Origin of the sequence: Streptomyces sp. NPDC049954 (genome assembly GCF_040656295.1) — a bacterium.
Taxonomy (GTDB): Bacteria; Actinomycetota; Actinomycetes; order Streptomycetales; family Streptomycetaceae; genus Streptomyces.
This window is the reverse complement of sequence record NZ_JBFALS010000001.1, coordinates 161,281-175,999: the sequence shown is the minus strand read 5'-3', so window position 1 is coordinate 175,999 and position 14,719 is coordinate 161,281. Positions and strand designations below refer to the sequence as shown.

The following is a 14,719-nucleotide window of genomic DNA, read 5'->3' as shown; positions in this document are numbered from 1 at the left end:
GCCCGGCTCAGAACAGGTGGATGGCGAGGTGCCCCAGCGGCAGGCCCAGCCGCCAGGCCGGGGTCCACACCTTCGGGCCGTCCTCCTCCTCGGGGACCGGGCCGTCGCCGGGCACCGCGTCGAGGTCCGGGGCGAGCAGTTCCGTCTCCCGCAGCCAGCGCCAGGCCGCCGCCGCGAGCAGCAGATCGGCCTCGGCGGTGCTGCCGGAGTGCGCCCCCGCCTCCAGCAGGCGCAGGCGCTCGGCGACCCAGTCCTGCCAGGGCTGGTCGTAGGCGGTCAGCGACAGCCAGGTCTCCAACTGGGTGATGACGCGGATGCCGCTCAGCTCGCCCTCGGTGTCGGCGAGGAACACGGTGAGCGCCAGCGCGTCCCGCCCCGCCCGGAACTCGAAGGAGGTCGGCGGCATCAGATCGCCCGTACGCAGCAGTTCGTCGGCGATGTACTCGGCGTACAGCCACCCCATCGGCACCGTCAGTTCGCCGCTCACGGCGCCTTCCCCGTGTCCCATGCTGTCCGTCCTCCTCCAGGTCCGTGCAGTGGTCACTGGCCCCCGGCCCATGCCGCGCGAGCGGGCGTGCGGGACTCCGCGTACGGCGGGGCCCGGACGCCGCGGGTGTGCGGACGGGTACAGCCGATTACCTGAAGGGGTGCTTCAGCAAGGGGTTTTGCGGAGACTTGACCCAGTGTCCGGTTTCAGCGGGCCGACGGGGCGTATCCCGGCAGAATCCCGCGCAGGACCCGCAGCGCGTAGTACGCGCGCGATTTGACCGTGCCCTCGGGAATGCCCAGCACAGCCGCCGCCTCCGCCACGCTCGCCCCCCGGAAGTACACCTGCACCAGGACCTCGCGGTGCTCGGGGCTGAGGGTGCGGACGGCCTCGCGCACGTCCAGCGCGGCCGTCGAGCGCTCGGCGTGGTCCGCGCACACCCGCGCGCTCTCCAGGACCGTGCCCTGCACCTCGGCGGGCCGCGCCTGCCGGGCCCTGCGCGCGTCGATCGCGAGCCGCCTGCCGACGGTGAACAGCCATGGCCGGACGGAGGCGTAGTCGGCGCGCAGCGCCTCCGGGTGCTGCCAGACACGGACGTAGGTCTCCTGCACCAGGTCCTCGGCGCGCTGCCGGTCGCCGTCCGACAGCCGCAGCAGCAGCCCGAACAGGGCCGGACCGTGCGCCCGTTGCACCTCGGCCAGCTCGCGCTCGCCGGCCCGCTCTGCGGGGCCGCGGTGTCGGGAGAAGGCGGTCCGGCCCTGATGGACGGGCCGGCGGACCTCGGGCAACGTCGTCGTCGGCGGTGTCATGGCGGTATGGCAGCGCAGCCCGCGCCGCACGGCCATAGCCCTGCACGGCTGTGCGACGGACGGTCGAAGGCGTCGGCGAGTGGTGCGACGAACGGGCGACCGGGCCCCCGGGGGCGAGCGACCGGCACTGCCGGCCCTCAGGGGTGCGCGTGCGGCGGGCCCCGCCTGAACGGCCGCTCGCGGCCGTTGGGGTGACGTCGGCTCTCCGACGGGATGGAGCCTTGCGCGCACAGCGTGAACGTCTGTTTTGTCATATTAACGCATTTATTCGGATGTCTTGACCCACGGAGAGCCGACGATGACCGCACCTCCCCGGCGCCGGAACCCCACCCGTTCCCTCGCCTCGCTCGCCCTGCTGGCCACCACCGCCGTGGCCTGCTCCGGCGCGCCCGCGCCCCCCTCCGGGCGTGCCGCCGCCTCGCCGCACCCCTCGGCGGCCGGGGGCAGCGCCTCGCACGACCGTCCCTTCACGCTCGTGGCCTCGGGCGACGTGCTGCCGCACGACTCGATCATCCGGCAGGCACGCGCCGACGCGGGCGGGGAGGGCTACGACTTCCGGCCCATGCTCGCCGGGGTGCGGCCCGTCGTCTCCCGCGCCGACCTGGCCCTCTGCCACATGGAGACGGTCTACGGCGACGAGGACGGGCCCTACACCGGCTATCCCGAGTTCGTGTCGCCGCCGCAGGTCGCCGACGCCCTGGCCGCGACCGGCTACGACTCCTGCTCCACCGCGTCCAACCACACGCTCGACGACGGGAAACGGGGCGTGGCGCACACCCTCGGAGCCCTCGACCGGGCGGGTGTCGCGCACGCGGGCTCGGGACGCACGGCCTCCGAGGCCGAACGTCCCGCACTGCTCAAGGCCGGCGGCGCGCGGATCGCCCACCTCGCCTACACCTACGGCACCAACGACATCGCCCCGCCCGAGGACGCACCGTGGACCGTGCGGCTCATCGACCGGGACCGCGTCCTGGCGGACGCCCGCTCGGCCAGGAAGGCGGGCGCCGACATCGTGGTGGTCAGCCTCCACTGGGGCACCGAGTGGCAACAGGCCCCCGACGAGCAACAACTGACCCTCAGCCGGGAGTTGACTGCCTCCCGCACCGCCGGCCGGCCCGATGTCGACCTGATCCTCGGCACCCACGCACACGTCCCGCAGGCGTACGAGAAGGTCAACGGCACGTGGGTGGTGTACGGCATGGGCGACCAGATCGCCGGCCGGATGATCAACAACGCGGGCGTCCACGACCCGCGGGGCAACGAGGGCACCCTCGCCCGCTTCACCTTCGCCCCGCCCGCGCGCTCCGGCGGACGCTGGACCGTGCGGAAGGCCGAGTTCGTCCCCCAGTGGTTCGACACGGGGGCCGGCCGGGTCGTCAACGTGCCCGAGGCCGTCGCGCACGGCAGGGACCTCACCGCCGTACGCGACCGGCTGAGCGCGGTCGTGCTCAGCCGGAAGGGCGCCGAGAACGGTCTGCGGACGGGCCGTTGAGCACCCGCGCGGCGCCGGCCGTCACGGCACGACGGTGACCGGCCAGCGCCCCGCCTTGACGAGCCGGATCGCGACCGAACCGACGAAGCGGTGCCCGGCCTGCTCCGAGGCGCCCACCACGACGGCGTCCGCCTTGAGTTCGTCCGCCGCCGTCACGAGCCCCGTATAGGGGTCGCCCCGGAAGGTGTGGAACTCCCACCGCACGTCGAAGATGTCCTTGACCTGCTCCGTCGACTCCTTGATGTCGGCGACCAGGCTGCTGGCGATCTCGTCGGTGGTGTCGGCCACCGGGGCGCCCATCGTGGCGCCCGCCGACAGCACCGGCTTGACGTACACGAGGGCGAGCAGGGCCCGCTGCCGACGGGCCAGGCCCCCCGCGTAGGAGGCCGCGCGCATGGAGGACGCCGAGCCGTCGACCCCCACGAGGATCACTTTCGGGCCGTCGGTGCCGCGTTCGAACTGATGTGGCTGCTGTTCGGTCACGCAGAGAGGTTAGTGCCTTCCGGAACCATGCGATGCCGCTGCTCGGCGTGGGTGCCCCTCGCGTTCCACGCGGCGTCGGTCCCGCTGGTGGGCGCCCGGGGTGCGCCGACGGCGCGATCACGTGCCTTCCCGGCGGGAGAAGTGGAATCCGGTCGCCACACCCTCCCGACGTCGGCCGCGCTCCTGACGCGGGCCGGTCAGCGGATCGCGACCTCGCGGGCGAAGACCACGACGTTGCCCTCGTAACCCGAGCCCCTGCGGTACCGCCCGCCGCACGTGATGACCCGCAACTCCGGTCCGTGCGTCGGCCCGTACACCCGGTCGCCGGGGAAGTCCTCCTTCGAGAAGACCTCGACGCCGTACACCTCGAAGACGGCGGTTGCCCCGTCCGCCCGCTCCACCTCGACCCGGTTCCCCTTGCGCAAGGCCCCCAGGCCGTAGAACACGGCGGGCCCCCGGTCGTTGTCGACGTGTCCCACGATCACCGCGGCGCCCTGCTGACCGGGCGAGGCGCCCCCGGTGAACCAGCCCGCGAGGTTCGGGTCGGCGGGCGGCGGGGCCGCGACCCAGCCCTCCGCGTCCAGGCCCACCGGGCGCACCGGCGCGTCCACCGATATCGCGGGTATCCGCACCCGGCGTGGGACAGAGAGGCCCAGGACCCGTCCGGCGGCGGGGGCGGGGGAGTGGTCCCCGGCCGCCGCGGCGGAGGAGGCGGGCTGCGGCGGTCCGCTCGTGACCTCGCCCGAACCGTTGCGTATGAGGGCCAGGCCCGTCAGCAGGACGAGCGCTATGAGCCCCCACGGCGCAGGACGGCGCCGTGTCTCGCCTGCCCCGGGAGTGCTCATGCGTCCTCCTCGTCGACCTCGGCGCCCGACCGGGAGCCGTCCTGGCGGGCGGCCGGACCTGCGCGTCCGTGCGGCCGGGGCGCCGGATACCAGCACGCTAGGCGCGCCTCCTCGGGGCGGCGACAGTGCGACGGCGAACGGGTGGCCAACCTCTACCGGCCCCCGCCGCTGGGATACGGAGCCCCCGGTCACCGCGGCCGTCGTCCGGCCGCCCCTGCGCCGTCCGGGTACGACCGGCGGAAAACCCGCGCCCGCGCGTGACCTGGGGTGATGATCGTCTTTATGTGGATCTCACGCCGGACAGGTCCACCGGACGGGGGTACCCCGACATGCGGCGGCCCCGTCACCGGCCGAAGGTCGGTCACGGAGGCGCTCGCACCGTCGAACCGGGACCGGACCCCGGGGCGCCCTCCGGGAGGGCAGCCTCATGCGCACCACCCCAGCCCTGGCCGCGGGTCTCGCCGCCGCGGCCCTCGTTCTCGCCGCGCCCGTCGCGTGGTCCGCGCAGGCGGGACCGGCCGAGGTCGTCGTCGCCCCCGCGGCCGTACCGCGCGGGACCAGCCTGACGGTGGCGGTACGGGGCGCCGACTGCGCCGAGGGCACCGTCGAGTCCCCCGCCTTCTCCCGTACCCGGCTGCACCGCGCCGAGGACGGGGACACCGCCCGGGCCGGCGCCTTCGTCGAGCGTTCCGTCGCGCCCGGCCGCTACGACGTCACCGTGCGCTGCGGCGGGCTGCGTCTGACCCGGTCCTCCGCCTTCACCGTCTTCCACGGCGGCGTGCGCGGCGGAACCGGAGGCTCCACCGAACAGGCCGCGGGGGACGCGGACATGATGGTCGGTGGCGGACTGGTCGCCGCGGCGGTGATCGGCGGCGGACTGCTCTGGCTGCGCGGCCGCGCCGAGGAGAGGGACCGGCCCGACGCCTGACCCGGCCCCCGCCGCCGTACGGGAGCCGGGCCCGTTGCTCAGGACGCGGCGTCGTCCCTCTCCCGGCGCCGCGTGAGCCGGTAGGCGGCTGTGAGGCCGCCCGCGACCAGCACCGCGCCGAGCGCCAGGTGACCGGGGTCGAAACCGCCGAGGCTGCCGCCGCCCACCCCGGCGTGCACCCCCTTGCCGGGGACCGGGTGTTCCCCGTGGTGCGAAGGGCCGCCGCCCGCCACCGTCAGGGTCACCCCGCGCCGCACGCCCCCGCAGTCGAAGGTCACCTCGTAGGCGGCGCCCCGGCCCGCTTCACGGTCGACCGTCGCGCCGACCTCCTCCCCGGGCGGCACCACGACCGGGTCGAAGATGCCCGAACTCACCTCGGCGTCCTCCTCGCAGCCCGCCGCGGACAGCCGCACCTCCCCGCCCGGCGCCACGGTCGACGGGGTCACCCGGGGGCGGAAACCGTGGGGGTCGCCGGCCGGCGGGCCGGCGGCGAGGGCGGTCGGGCCGGCGCACAGCAACAGGCTCGCGCCGAACAGGGCGGCACAGCCGGTACGTATCGGGCGCATCTGTTCCTCCGGTACGGCATCGGGGCGGCGGGGAAGGGTCGCTCGGCCCACCGGGCCGGTGGTGTCCCCGCCGTCCCCGGTCACGCTAGGAACCCGTCCGCCGTGCCGCGATCCCTGTCGTGCGAACGGGTCACGCCGTGCGGCACCCGGGTGAAGACCGGGCGGCGCGGGTGTGGGAGGACCGCCGGGGCCCTCGTGCGGCGCCGGCCGGGTCCACCGGTCCGCACGCCCCGGAGCGTGCTCCCAAGTGTGCTGCCCATGCGCCGAGTTCACGAACAGGAATGTTTCGCCCCCGGGCCGGCACCCCGTATTGTGCGGGGCGGACGCGAGGGCGCGGCGGACGGGCCGCATTGCGGACAAGTCGCAGGTGATGGGCCAGAACGGACGGTCATTTTCCGTTTTTCCTCGCCCTTCTGGCGGTTGATCAGTAGCCTCTGCGCGGAGCCATCGGCTCCCTCCGCCCGCACCGCACCGCGTCCGCACCCGTGCCGCAACGACTTGGAGCATCGATGGAGCGTCCCGCCTGGGCCCCTCGGGGAATCGACATATCGGTCCCGAGCGTGTCCCGCATCTACGACTACTACCTGGGCGGTTCGCACAACTTCGAGGTGGACCGCGAGGCCGCCCGCAAGGCCATGGAGCACCTCCCGGGACTCCCCAAGATCATGCAGGCGAATCGTGCCTTCATGCGCCGGGCGGTGCGCTACGCGGCGGCTGAGGGCGTCACGCAGTTCCTCGACATCGGCTCCGGCATACCCACCTTCGGCAGCGTCCACGAGGTGGCCAGGTCGGTGGCCCCCGACTCCCGGGTCGTTTACGTCGACCACGACCCGGTCGCCGTCGCGCACAGCGAGGCGGTGCTCGCCGGGGACGAGCGCTCCGCCGTGATCTCCGCCGATCTGCGCAAGCCGCAGGAGATCCTCGCCGCGCCCGCGCTGCGCGACCTGCTCGACCTCGACCGGCCCGTCGCCCTGCTCCTCGTCGCGGTCCTGCACTTCCTCGACGACAAGGAGGAACCGCAGGCCGCCGTCGCCGAACTGCTCTCCGCGCTCGCCCCCGGCAGCCTCCTGATCCTCACCCACGCCGCGTACGAGGGCATACCCCGCTCCCGCGAGGACGCGGGCAACGCCGTCGACGTCTACCGGGACATCCGCAACCCGCTGATCATGCGCGACCCCGAGCAGATCGCGGCCTTCTTCACCGGCTGCGAGCTGGTCGAACCCGGGCTCGTGCAGATGCCCGAGTGGCGGCCGGACGGCGGGCGGGTGAGCGAGAACGAGGACCCGTACGCGTACTCCGGTTTCGCGGGTGTGGGGCGTACGGCGTGAACGAGGCGGCGGACGACCCCGACAGCAGGGTGGAGCGGTTCGCGACGATCTGGAGCAGGACCCTGTTCCCGCTCACCGCGACCTCCCTGACCCGCGCCGAGTTCGAGGCGCTGCTGAGCCCCCTGGCCCACCGGCTGCGCGAGGCCCTGCACGCGAGGGTCTTCGACGCGGCCGACGCCCGGTCGATCGGCGCGGCGCTCGTCCGGGCGCACTGCACCGACCCCGAGGCGCTCAGCCGCACGCTCGACGTCGTGGACGCCTACCTCGTGCTGTACTGCGGCGTCGACGGGCGGCAGGAGGAACTGACCGCCCGCGCCGCCCGCGTCCAGCACGCCCTGGCGGCGGGTTTCGCCGGGGCGCTGCGCGAGCGCACGCTCAGTGAGCAGGAGGCGATCTCGCGGGCCGCGCTCGCCGCCCGCGCCGCCGTCGAGCAGGCCCTGCACGTGAGCGAGGCGCGCTTCCGCGCGGTCTTCGAGGGCGCCGCCATCGGCATCTCGATCGCCTCGATGGACGGCACCATCCTGGAGGTCAACGACGCGCTGGTGGCGATGTTCGGCGGCGTGGGAGGACTGCGCGGCCGCAACGTGCGCGACTGGGGCCACCCCGACGACCCGCCGACCGTGTGGCGGCTCTACGAGGAGCTGACGGGCGCCGACCGCGAGTACTTCCGCGCCGAGAAGCCCTTCTACCGGCACGACGGCACGGTCCTGTGGACCAACCTCACGGTGTCCCTGCTGCGCGACGTCGACGGGGTGCCCAACTACCAGCTCGCGCTCTTCGAGGACACCACGGAACGCCGGCTGCTCAATCTGCGGCTGCGCTACGAGGCGACCCACGACGCCCTGACCGGTCTGCCCAACCGCACGCTGTTCTCCGAGCGACTGGAGAAGGCCCTGTCGGCGGGGGAGGGCCAGCGCTTCGGCCTGTGCTACCTGGACCTCGACGGTTTCAAGACGGTCAACGACAGCCTCGGCCACGCGGCGGGCGACCGGCTGCTGGTCGAGGTCGCCGACCGCCTCCAGTCCTGCGCGACGGCGCCCGGGGAGATCGTCGCCCGGCTCGGCGGCGACGAGTTCGTGGCCCTCACCACGGGCCCCCGGGCCCATGTCGAGGTGCACGAACTCGCCGGCCGGATGATGAACGCGCTGGCCGGCCCGGTCCGGGTGGACGGCAGGGAACTGACCGCGCGCGGCAGCATCGGCATCGTCGAGGGCCCGGCGGCGGGGGAGCGCGGGGCGGCCGACGTGCTGCGCAGCGCCGACATCACGATGTACCGGGCGAAGGCGGCCGGCGGCAACCGCTACGAGGTCGCCGACGCCGACGCGGACGCCCGGGCGATCACCCGGCACGGCCTGACCACCGCGCTGCCCGCCGCCCTGGAGCGCGGCGAGTTCTTCATCGAGTACCAGCCCCTCGTCCACCTCGGGGACGGCACCGTGCGCGGGGCGGAGGCCCTCGTGCGCTGGTCGCACCCCCAGCACGGCGTCCTGGGCCCCGACCGTTTCATCACGCTCGCCGAGCACACCGGGCTCATCGTGCCGCTCGGCCGCTGGGTCCTGGACGAGTCGGCCCGGCAGGCCCGGCAGTGGCAGGAGGCGCACGGCGCGGGCCTGGACCCGGTGCCGCTGCGCGTCAACGTCAACCTCTCGCCCTGCCAGCTCCAGCACCCCCGGCTGGTCGCCGACACGGTCGAGATACTGGAGCGCACCGGACTGGCACCCGGAGCGCTGTGCCTGGAGGTCACCGAGTCCGCGCTGATCGGCGCCGACGACGACCTCCTCAAGCCCCTGCACCGGCTCGCCGAGATGGGTGTGGACATCGCCCTGGACGACTTCGGCACCGGCTACTCCAACCTCGCGAACCTGCGCCGCCTGCCGGTCAGCGTCCTGAAGCTGGACCGCTCCTTCACCCAGGGCATGCAGCACTACCCGGCCGACCCGGTCGACCTCAAGATCGTCGAGGGCATCGTCGCCCTCGCCCACAGCCTGGACCTCGCGGTGACGGTCGAGGGCGTGGAGACCGGTGCCCAGGCCGACCAGCTGCGCGAACTGGGCTGCGACACCGCCCAGGGCTGGTACTACGCCCGGCCGGGACCGGCCGAGCGGGTGCGCGAGCTGGCTCTCGTCGACGCGGCGGGGTGAGCGGGCGGGGCGGTGTCCCGGGCCGCCCCGGAAACAGCGGCCGCCGAGGTCCTACCTCTTCTTCGCCGCGCTCTCCTCGCCCGCGACCCGCGCCGCCTCCCGCACCAGGATCTCCTGCAGCTCGCGGGCCGCTCTGGGCGGCGCGACGTCGCTGCGGTGCGCGAGGGCGATCGTGCGGCGCATCCCCGGGGAGGCCAGCGGCGTGACCCGCAGACCGGCTCCGGGGCGCTCGGCGACCATCCTCGGGACGACGGCCGCCCCGAGCCCGGCCCGGACGAAGCCGAGCACCGCGTCCATCTCGCCGCCCTCCACCGCGAAGACCGGCTCGAAGCCCTCGGCGCGGCAGGCCGCCACGGTCAGCTCCCGCAGGTCGTAGCCGTGCCGGAACATCACGAGCCGCTCCTCGCGCAGATCCCGGATACGCACCCGCCGCCCGCGTCCCGAACCGTGTCCCGGGGCCGGCCGCACCAGCGAGGAGACCACCACCAGGTCCTCGTGCAGCAGCTCGACGGTCTCCAGCGCCGGTGAGGCGGTCGGCAGCGGCAGCACCACGAGGGCCAGGTCCAGGGCGCCGCGGGCCAGCTCGCGCACGAGGTCGTGGGAGCCGCCCTCCTCGATCAGGAGCTGGATGCCCGGGTAACGATCGTGATACGTCCGCAGCACATCGGGCAGCAGTCCGGTGCACAGACTGGGGGTCGCGCCGAGCCGGACCCGGCCCCTGCGCAACTGTGCGATTTCTCCCACCTCGTGGTGGGCTGTCTCGGCGTCCTCCAGGATGCGTCTGGCCAGCGGGAGCAGGGCCTCACCCGCGTCGGTGAGGGTGATGTTCCCGCGCGCGCGGCTGAACAGCTCCGCGCCCAACTCCCTCTCCAGGGACTTGATCTGCTGGGACAGGGAGGGCTGGGCGACGTGCACGATCTCGGCGGCGCGGGTGAAGTGCCGGGTCTCGGCGACGGCCACGAAATACTGGAGCTGCTGGAACTGCATGGGGCCACGATAGGCCAGGGCTATGGAAATCAGGCCCGCGATCTCTTGGACCTCTTGGGCTGTTCGGCTCTACCGTGCTTGACATGGCTCTGGCACCAGGGACGGACCGACGGCCGTCCATGACGCGAACGATCTGGGACTCCTCCGTCGGCAAGAAGACCGTGATGGCCGTTTCCGGCCTCATCATGCTGCTCTATCTGGTTGTCCACATGTTCGGCAACCTCAAGATCTTCTTCGGGCCCGGCACCTTCGACGACTACGCGCACTGGCTGCGCACCATCGGCGAACCGTTCATGCACTACGAGTGGACGCTCTGGGTCATCCGCGTCGTCCTGGTGGTCGCCGTGGTCGCCCACGCGGTCTCGGCCTACCAGCTCAGCCGCCGCGACCAGAAGGCCCGGCCGACCAAGTACGTCCACAAGCGGGGCCGCGCCTCCTACGCGACCCACACGATGCGCTACGGCGGCATCGTGCTGGCGCTGTTCATCGTCTGGCACATCCTCGACCTGACGACCGGCACCGTGCACAGCGGCGGCTTCCAGCAGGGCCACCCGTACGCGAACGTGGTGGACACCTTCTCCACCTGGTACGGCGACGTCATCTACATCGTCGCGATGCTCGCGCTGGGCCTGCACGTCCAGCACGGTTTCTGGAGCGCCGCCCAGACCCTCGGTGCGGGCAGCAGGCGCAGGGACCTCACGCTCAAGACCGTCGCGAACGTCCTCGCCGTCGTGATCACACTCGGCTTCATCGCCGTCCCGGTCGGCGTCATGACCGGATTGGTTGACTGACATGACTGACTACACGCGTTACGCCACCGGGGAGCCGGTCGTCGACGAGAAGGCCCCCAAGGGCCCGGTCGCCGAACGCTGGGACACCCGCCGCTTCGAGGCGAAACTGGTCAACCCGGCCAACCGCCGCAAGCACCGCGTCATCGTGGTGGGCACCGGCCTGGCCGGCGGCTCGGCCGGAGCCACCCTCGCCGAGCAGGGCTACCACGTCATCCAGTTCTGCTTCCAGGACTCCCCGCGCCGCGCCCACTCGGTCGCCGCACAGGGCGGGATCAACGCCGCGAAGAACTACCGCAACGACGGCGACTCGGTCCACCGCCTGTTCTACGACACGGTCAAGGGCGGAGACTTCCGCGCCCGCGAGTCCAACGTGCACCGGCTCGCCCAGATCTCCGTCGAGATCATCGACCAGTGCGTCGCCCAGGGCGTGCCCTTCGCCCGCGAGTACGGCGGCCTGCTCGACAACCGCTCCTTCGGCGGCGTCCAGGTCTCCCGCACCTTCTACGCCCGTGGCCAGACGGGCCAGCAGCTGCTGCTCGGCGCCTACCAGGCGCTGTCCCGGCAGGTCGCGGCCGGCACCATCGAGCTGCACCCCCGCACCGAGATGCTCGACCTGATCATCGTCGACGGCAAGGCGCGCGGCATCGTGGCCCGCGACCTGATCACCGGGAAGATCGACACGTACTTCGCGGACGCCGTCGTCCTCGCCTCCGGCGGCTACGGCAACGTCTTCTACCTGTCGACCAACGCCATGAACTCCAACGCCACGGCGATCTGGCGGGCCCACCGCAAGGGCGCGTACTTCGCGAACCCCTGCTTCACGCAGATCCACCCGACCTGCATCCCGCGCACCGGCGACCACCAGTCCAAGCTCACGCTGATGAGTGAGTCGCTGCGCAACGACGGCCGGATCTGGGTGCCGAAGGCAAAGGGCGACAACCGCCCGCCGAACGAGATCCCCGAGGACGAGCGCGACTACTACCTGGAGCGCATCTACCCGTCCTTCGGCAACCTCGTGCCCCGTGACATCGCCTCCCGCGCCGCGAAGAACGTGTGCGACGAGGGACGCGGCGTCGGCCCCGGCGGCCAGGGCGTGTACCTCGACTTCGCCGAGGCCATCGAGCGCATGGGCCGCAAGACCGTCGAGGCCAAGTACGGCAACCTCTTCGACATGTACCAGCGGATCACCGACGAGGACCCCTACAAGGTCCCGATGCGGATCTACCCCGCCGTGCACTACACGATGGGCGGACTGTGGGTCGACTACGACCTCCAGACCTCGATCCCCGGCCTGTTCGCGATCGGCGAGGCCAACTTCTCCGACCACGGAGCCAACCGCCTGGGCGCCTCCGCGCTCATGCAGGGCCTCGCGGACGGCTACTTCGTGCTGCCGTCCACGATCAACGACTACCTCGCCAGGAACCCCCACAAGGACGAGGTGAACGCGAGCCACCCGGCCGCCACCGAGGCGGTGCGCGAGACCGAGGAGCGCCTCACGAGGCTCCTGGCCGTCGACGGCGACCGCACCCCCGACTCCTTCCACCGCGAGATCGGTGAACTCATGTGGGAGTACTGCGGGATGGCCCGCACCGAGGAGGGTCTGCGCACGGCCCTCCGGCGCATCCCCGAGATCCGCGAGGAGTTCTGGAAGCGCATCAAGGTGCCCGGCACCGGCGACGAGTTCAACCAGTCGCTGGAGCGCGCCAACCGCGTCGTCGACTACCTGGAGCTGGCCGAGCTCATGTGCCTCGACGCGCTGCACCGCGCCGAGTCCTGCGGCGGCCACTTCCGCGAGGAGTCGCAGACCCCGGACGGCGAGGCCGCCCGCAGGGACGAGGAGTTCTCGTACGCCGCCGCCTGGGAGTTCACCGGCACCGGCGACGCCCCCGTCCTGCACAAGGAAGACCTGGTCTTCGAGTACGTCCACCCCACTCAGCGGAGCTACGCATGAAGCTCACCCTGCGCGTCTGGCGCCAGAAGAACGCCGACGCCCCAGGAGCCATGGCCACCTACGAGGTGGACGACATCTCGCAGGACATGTCGTTCCTGGAGATGCTCGACACCCTCAACGAGGAACTCACCCTCAAGGGCGAGGACCCGGTCGCCTTCGACCACGACTGCCGCGAGGGCATCTGCGGTGCCTGCTCGCTCGTGATCAACGGCGACGCCCACGGCCCGGAGCGCACCACCACGTGCCAGCTCCACATGCGGTCCTTCAAGGACGGCGACACGATCGACATCGAGCCGTGGCGGGCCTCCGCCTTCCCGGTCATCAAGGACCTCGCGGTCGACCGCGCGGCCTTCGACCGCATCATCCAGTCCGGCGGCTACATCTCCGCCGCCACCGGCACCGCCCCGGAGGCGCACGCCACCCCGGTCCCGAAGCCGGACGCGGACTACGCCTTCGAGCACGCCGAGTGCATCGGCTGCGGCGCCTGCGTGGCGGCCTGCCCCAACGGCTCCGCGATGCTGTTCACCTCGGCGAAGATCAACCACCTCAACGTCCTCCCGCAGGGCGCCCCGGAGCGCGAGAGCCGCGTGCTGGACATGGTGGGCCAGATGGACGCGGAGGGCTTCGGCGGCTGCACCCTGGCCGGCGAGTGCGCCACCGCCTGCCCGAAGGGCATCCCACTCTTCTCGATCACCAGCATGAACAAGGAATGGCTGCGCGCCACCCGCAAGGCCGGAAAGCGCTGACCCCGGCCTGACTCGTGACCCGCCCGCCCCGGGCGTCCCACCCGTGCAGACGGCGGGGGGACGCCCGGGGCGGGCGGGTCACGGGGAGGCGCGGCTCAGCGCGGCACGTGCCGCTCCAGCCACTCCACCAGCAGCGCGTTGAACTCCCCGGGCCGCTCCTGCTGCACCCAGTGCCCGCAGCCGTCCAGCAGGTGGCTGCCGGACAGCGCCGGGAGCGTACGCGGGTACGCCTCGATCGCGGCCGAGAGCCAGCCCGTCGAGGCCTCGTCCCGCCCCGCGACGAACAGTGAGGGCTGCCGCAGCGGCTCCCCCGTCCAGGCCGCGAGGTCCGCCCAGTCCCGGTCCACGTTCCGGTAGCGGTTCAGCGGCCCCGAGAACCCGGAACGCTCGAACTCCGCGGCGTACACGTCGAGGTCCGCCTCGCTCAGCCACGAGGGCGGCGGCCCGCCCGGGAAACGCCCCGACATCCGCTCCCCGCGCGGGACGAAGAAGGGGCCGGAGCCCACCCGCTCCGCGCCGCCCGACAGCGCCCCGTAGAGCCCGGCCAGCCACCCGCGCACGTCCGGCTCGATCTCCGCCTCCGCCCGCCCCGGCCGCTGGAAGTACGAGACGTAGAACTCCTCGTCCCCGCCGATCCGCGCGAAGGTCTCCGAGGGCCGGGGACCGCCCGGCGGGGTGTACGGCACGCTCAGCAGAGCCACGGCCGTGAACACGTCGGGCCGCAGCAGCGCCGAGTGGGCCGCGATCGGGGAACCCCAGTCGTGCCCCACGACCGTCGCCGTCCGCTCACCGAGGGCCCGCACCACCCCCACGTTGTCCGCGACGTGGGCGAGCATCCGGTACTCCTCCACCGCCGTCGGCTTCGAGGACCTGCCGTAGCCGCGCACGTCGATCGCCACCGCCCGGTACCCGGCCGCCGCGAGCGCGGGAAGCTGGTGGCGCCACGAGTACCAGGACTCCGGGAAGCCGTGCACGAGCAGGACGAGCGGACCGCTGCCCTGCTCGGCGAGGTGGACGCGGCCCGCCCCGGGAACGTCCACGAGACGGTGGACGGGGGAGAGAGCGGTCATGGGAAGTACCTCCAGAGGGCGCACGGACTCTTCGGGACCAGCATGGTGTGCTCCCGGGCCGCGCCCAAGGCCCCTTGCCGGTCCGGCAAAGCCCC

14 protein-coding genes are annotated in these 14,719 nt (G+C 72.9%); 7 read left to right on the top strand and 7 right to left on the bottom strand.

Translation table 11 applies throughout. The features are described 5' to 3' along the window. Nucleotides 1–7 precede the first annotated feature (7 nt). Both AB0J21_RS00785 and AB0J21_RS00780 read right to left on the bottom strand, forming a co-directional pair. Entirely contained in the window at nucleotides 8–508 is a 501-nt protein-coding gene (locus AB0J21_RS00785) for a hypothetical protein (protein ID WP_363143570.1), read from the bottom strand. A 185-nt stretch (nucleotides 509–693) separates the two neighbouring features. Then, nucleotides 694–1,296 carry a sigma-70 family RNA polymerase sigma factor gene (locus AB0J21_RS00780; protein ID WP_363143569.1) on the bottom strand — a complete coding sequence of 201 codons (603 nt, stop codon included), beginning with the start codon at nucleotides 1,294–1,296 and terminating at the stop codon, nucleotides 694–696. Nucleotides 1,297–1,594: 298 nt separating this feature from the next. On the opposite strand from AB0J21_RS00780, the gene AB0J21_RS00775 reads away from it, so the two are divergent. Further along, nucleotides 1,595–2,788 carry a CapA family protein gene (locus tag AB0J21_RS00775; RefSeq protein WP_363143568.1) on the top strand — a complete coding sequence of 398 codons (1,194 nt, stop codon included), beginning with the start codon at nucleotides 1,595–1,597 and terminating at the stop codon, nucleotides 2,786–2,788. 21 nt (nucleotides 2,789–2,809) lie between these two features. Here the strand turns inward: AB0J21_RS00775 and AB0J21_RS00770 are convergent, their stop codons facing one another. Both AB0J21_RS00770 and AB0J21_RS00765 read right to left on the bottom strand, forming a co-directional pair. Then, entirely contained in the window at nucleotides 2,810–3,271 is a 462-nt protein-coding gene (locus AB0J21_RS00770; RefSeq protein ID WP_363143567.1) for a universal stress protein, read from the bottom strand. 197 nt (nucleotides 3,272–3,468) lie between these two features. Then, nucleotides 3,469–4,116, bottom strand: coding sequence for a class F sortase (locus tag AB0J21_RS00765; RefSeq protein WP_363143566.1), 648 nt, complete (start codon nucleotides 4,114–4,116; stop codon nucleotides 3,469–3,471). Nucleotides 4,117–4,543: 427 nt separating this feature from the next. Between AB0J21_RS00765 and AB0J21_RS00760 the strand changes: the two genes are divergently transcribed. After that, a complete protein-coding gene (locus tag AB0J21_RS00760; RefSeq protein WP_363143565.1) occupies nucleotides 4,544–5,044 on the top strand; it encodes a hypothetical protein in 501 nt (166 codons plus the stop codon). A gap of 38 nt (nucleotides 5,045–5,082) precedes the next feature. On the opposite strand, the gene AB0J21_RS00755 is transcribed toward AB0J21_RS00760, so the two are convergent. Then, entirely contained in the window at nucleotides 5,083–5,610 is a 528-nt protein-coding gene (locus tag AB0J21_RS00755; RefSeq protein ID WP_363143564.1) for a hypothetical protein, read from the bottom strand. Between the two features lie 509 nt (nucleotides 5,611–6,119). On the opposite strand from AB0J21_RS00755, the gene AB0J21_RS00750 reads away from it, so the two are divergent. Together AB0J21_RS00750 and AB0J21_RS00745 are read left to right on the top strand one after the other, a co-directional pair. Then, nucleotides 6,120–6,938 carry an SAM-dependent methyltransferase gene (locus AB0J21_RS00750; protein ID WP_363143563.1) on the top strand — a complete coding sequence of 273 codons (819 nt, stop codon included), beginning with the start codon at nucleotides 6,120–6,122 and terminating at the stop codon, nucleotides 6,936–6,938. After that, the gene (locus AB0J21_RS00745; protein ID WP_363143562.1) at nucleotides 6,935–9,079 is read left to right on the top strand and encodes an EAL domain-containing protein; all 2,145 of its coding nucleotides are present in this window, start codon (nucleotides 6,935–6,937) and stop codon (nucleotides 9,077–9,079) included. Before AB0J21_RS00750 ends, AB0J21_RS00745 begins: the two co-directional genes overlap by 4 nt. 51 nt (nucleotides 9,080–9,130) lie before the next feature. Here the strand turns inward: AB0J21_RS00745 and AB0J21_RS00740 are convergent, their stop codons facing one another. Then, nucleotides 9,131–10,066 (bottom strand): LysR substrate-binding domain-containing protein, encoded by a 936-nt coding sequence (locus AB0J21_RS00740; RefSeq protein ID WP_363143561.1) that lies wholly within the window; start codon nucleotides 10,064–10,066, stop codon nucleotides 9,131–9,133. A gap of 83 nt (nucleotides 10,067–10,149) precedes the next feature. Here AB0J21_RS00740 and AB0J21_RS00735 point away from each other — a divergent pair, with 83 nt between their 5' ends. The 3 genes from AB0J21_RS00735 to AB0J21_RS00725 are packed head-to-tail and all read left to right on the top strand — an operon-like array spanning nucleotide 10,150 to nucleotide 13,554. Beyond that, nucleotides 10,150–10,857 carry a succinate dehydrogenase gene (locus AB0J21_RS00735; protein WP_363143560.1) on the top strand — a complete coding sequence of 236 codons (708 nt, stop codon included), beginning with the start codon at nucleotides 10,150–10,152 and terminating at the stop codon, nucleotides 10,855–10,857. Nucleotide 10,858: 1 nt separating this feature from the next. Beyond that, nucleotides 10,859–12,808, top strand: a complete 1,950-nt coding sequence (locus AB0J21_RS00730) for a fumarate reductase/succinate dehydrogenase flavoprotein subunit (RefSeq protein ID WP_363143559.1) — start codon at nucleotides 10,859–10,861, stop codon at nucleotides 12,806–12,808. Continuing rightward, nucleotides 12,805–13,554, top strand: coding sequence for a succinate dehydrogenase/fumarate reductase iron-sulfur subunit (locus AB0J21_RS00725; protein ID WP_363143558.1), 750 nt, complete (start codon nucleotides 12,805–12,807; stop codon nucleotides 13,552–13,554). Before AB0J21_RS00730 ends, AB0J21_RS00725 begins: the two co-directional genes overlap by 4 nt. Before the next feature lie 95 nt (nucleotides 13,555–13,649). Here AB0J21_RS00725 and AB0J21_RS00720 read toward each other — a convergent pair whose 3' ends face one another. Next, nucleotides 13,650–14,624 (bottom strand): alpha/beta hydrolase, encoded by a 975-nt coding sequence (locus AB0J21_RS00720; protein WP_363143557.1) that lies wholly within the window; start codon nucleotides 14,622–14,624, stop codon nucleotides 13,650–13,652. Nucleotides 14,625–14,719 lie beyond the last annotated feature (95 nt).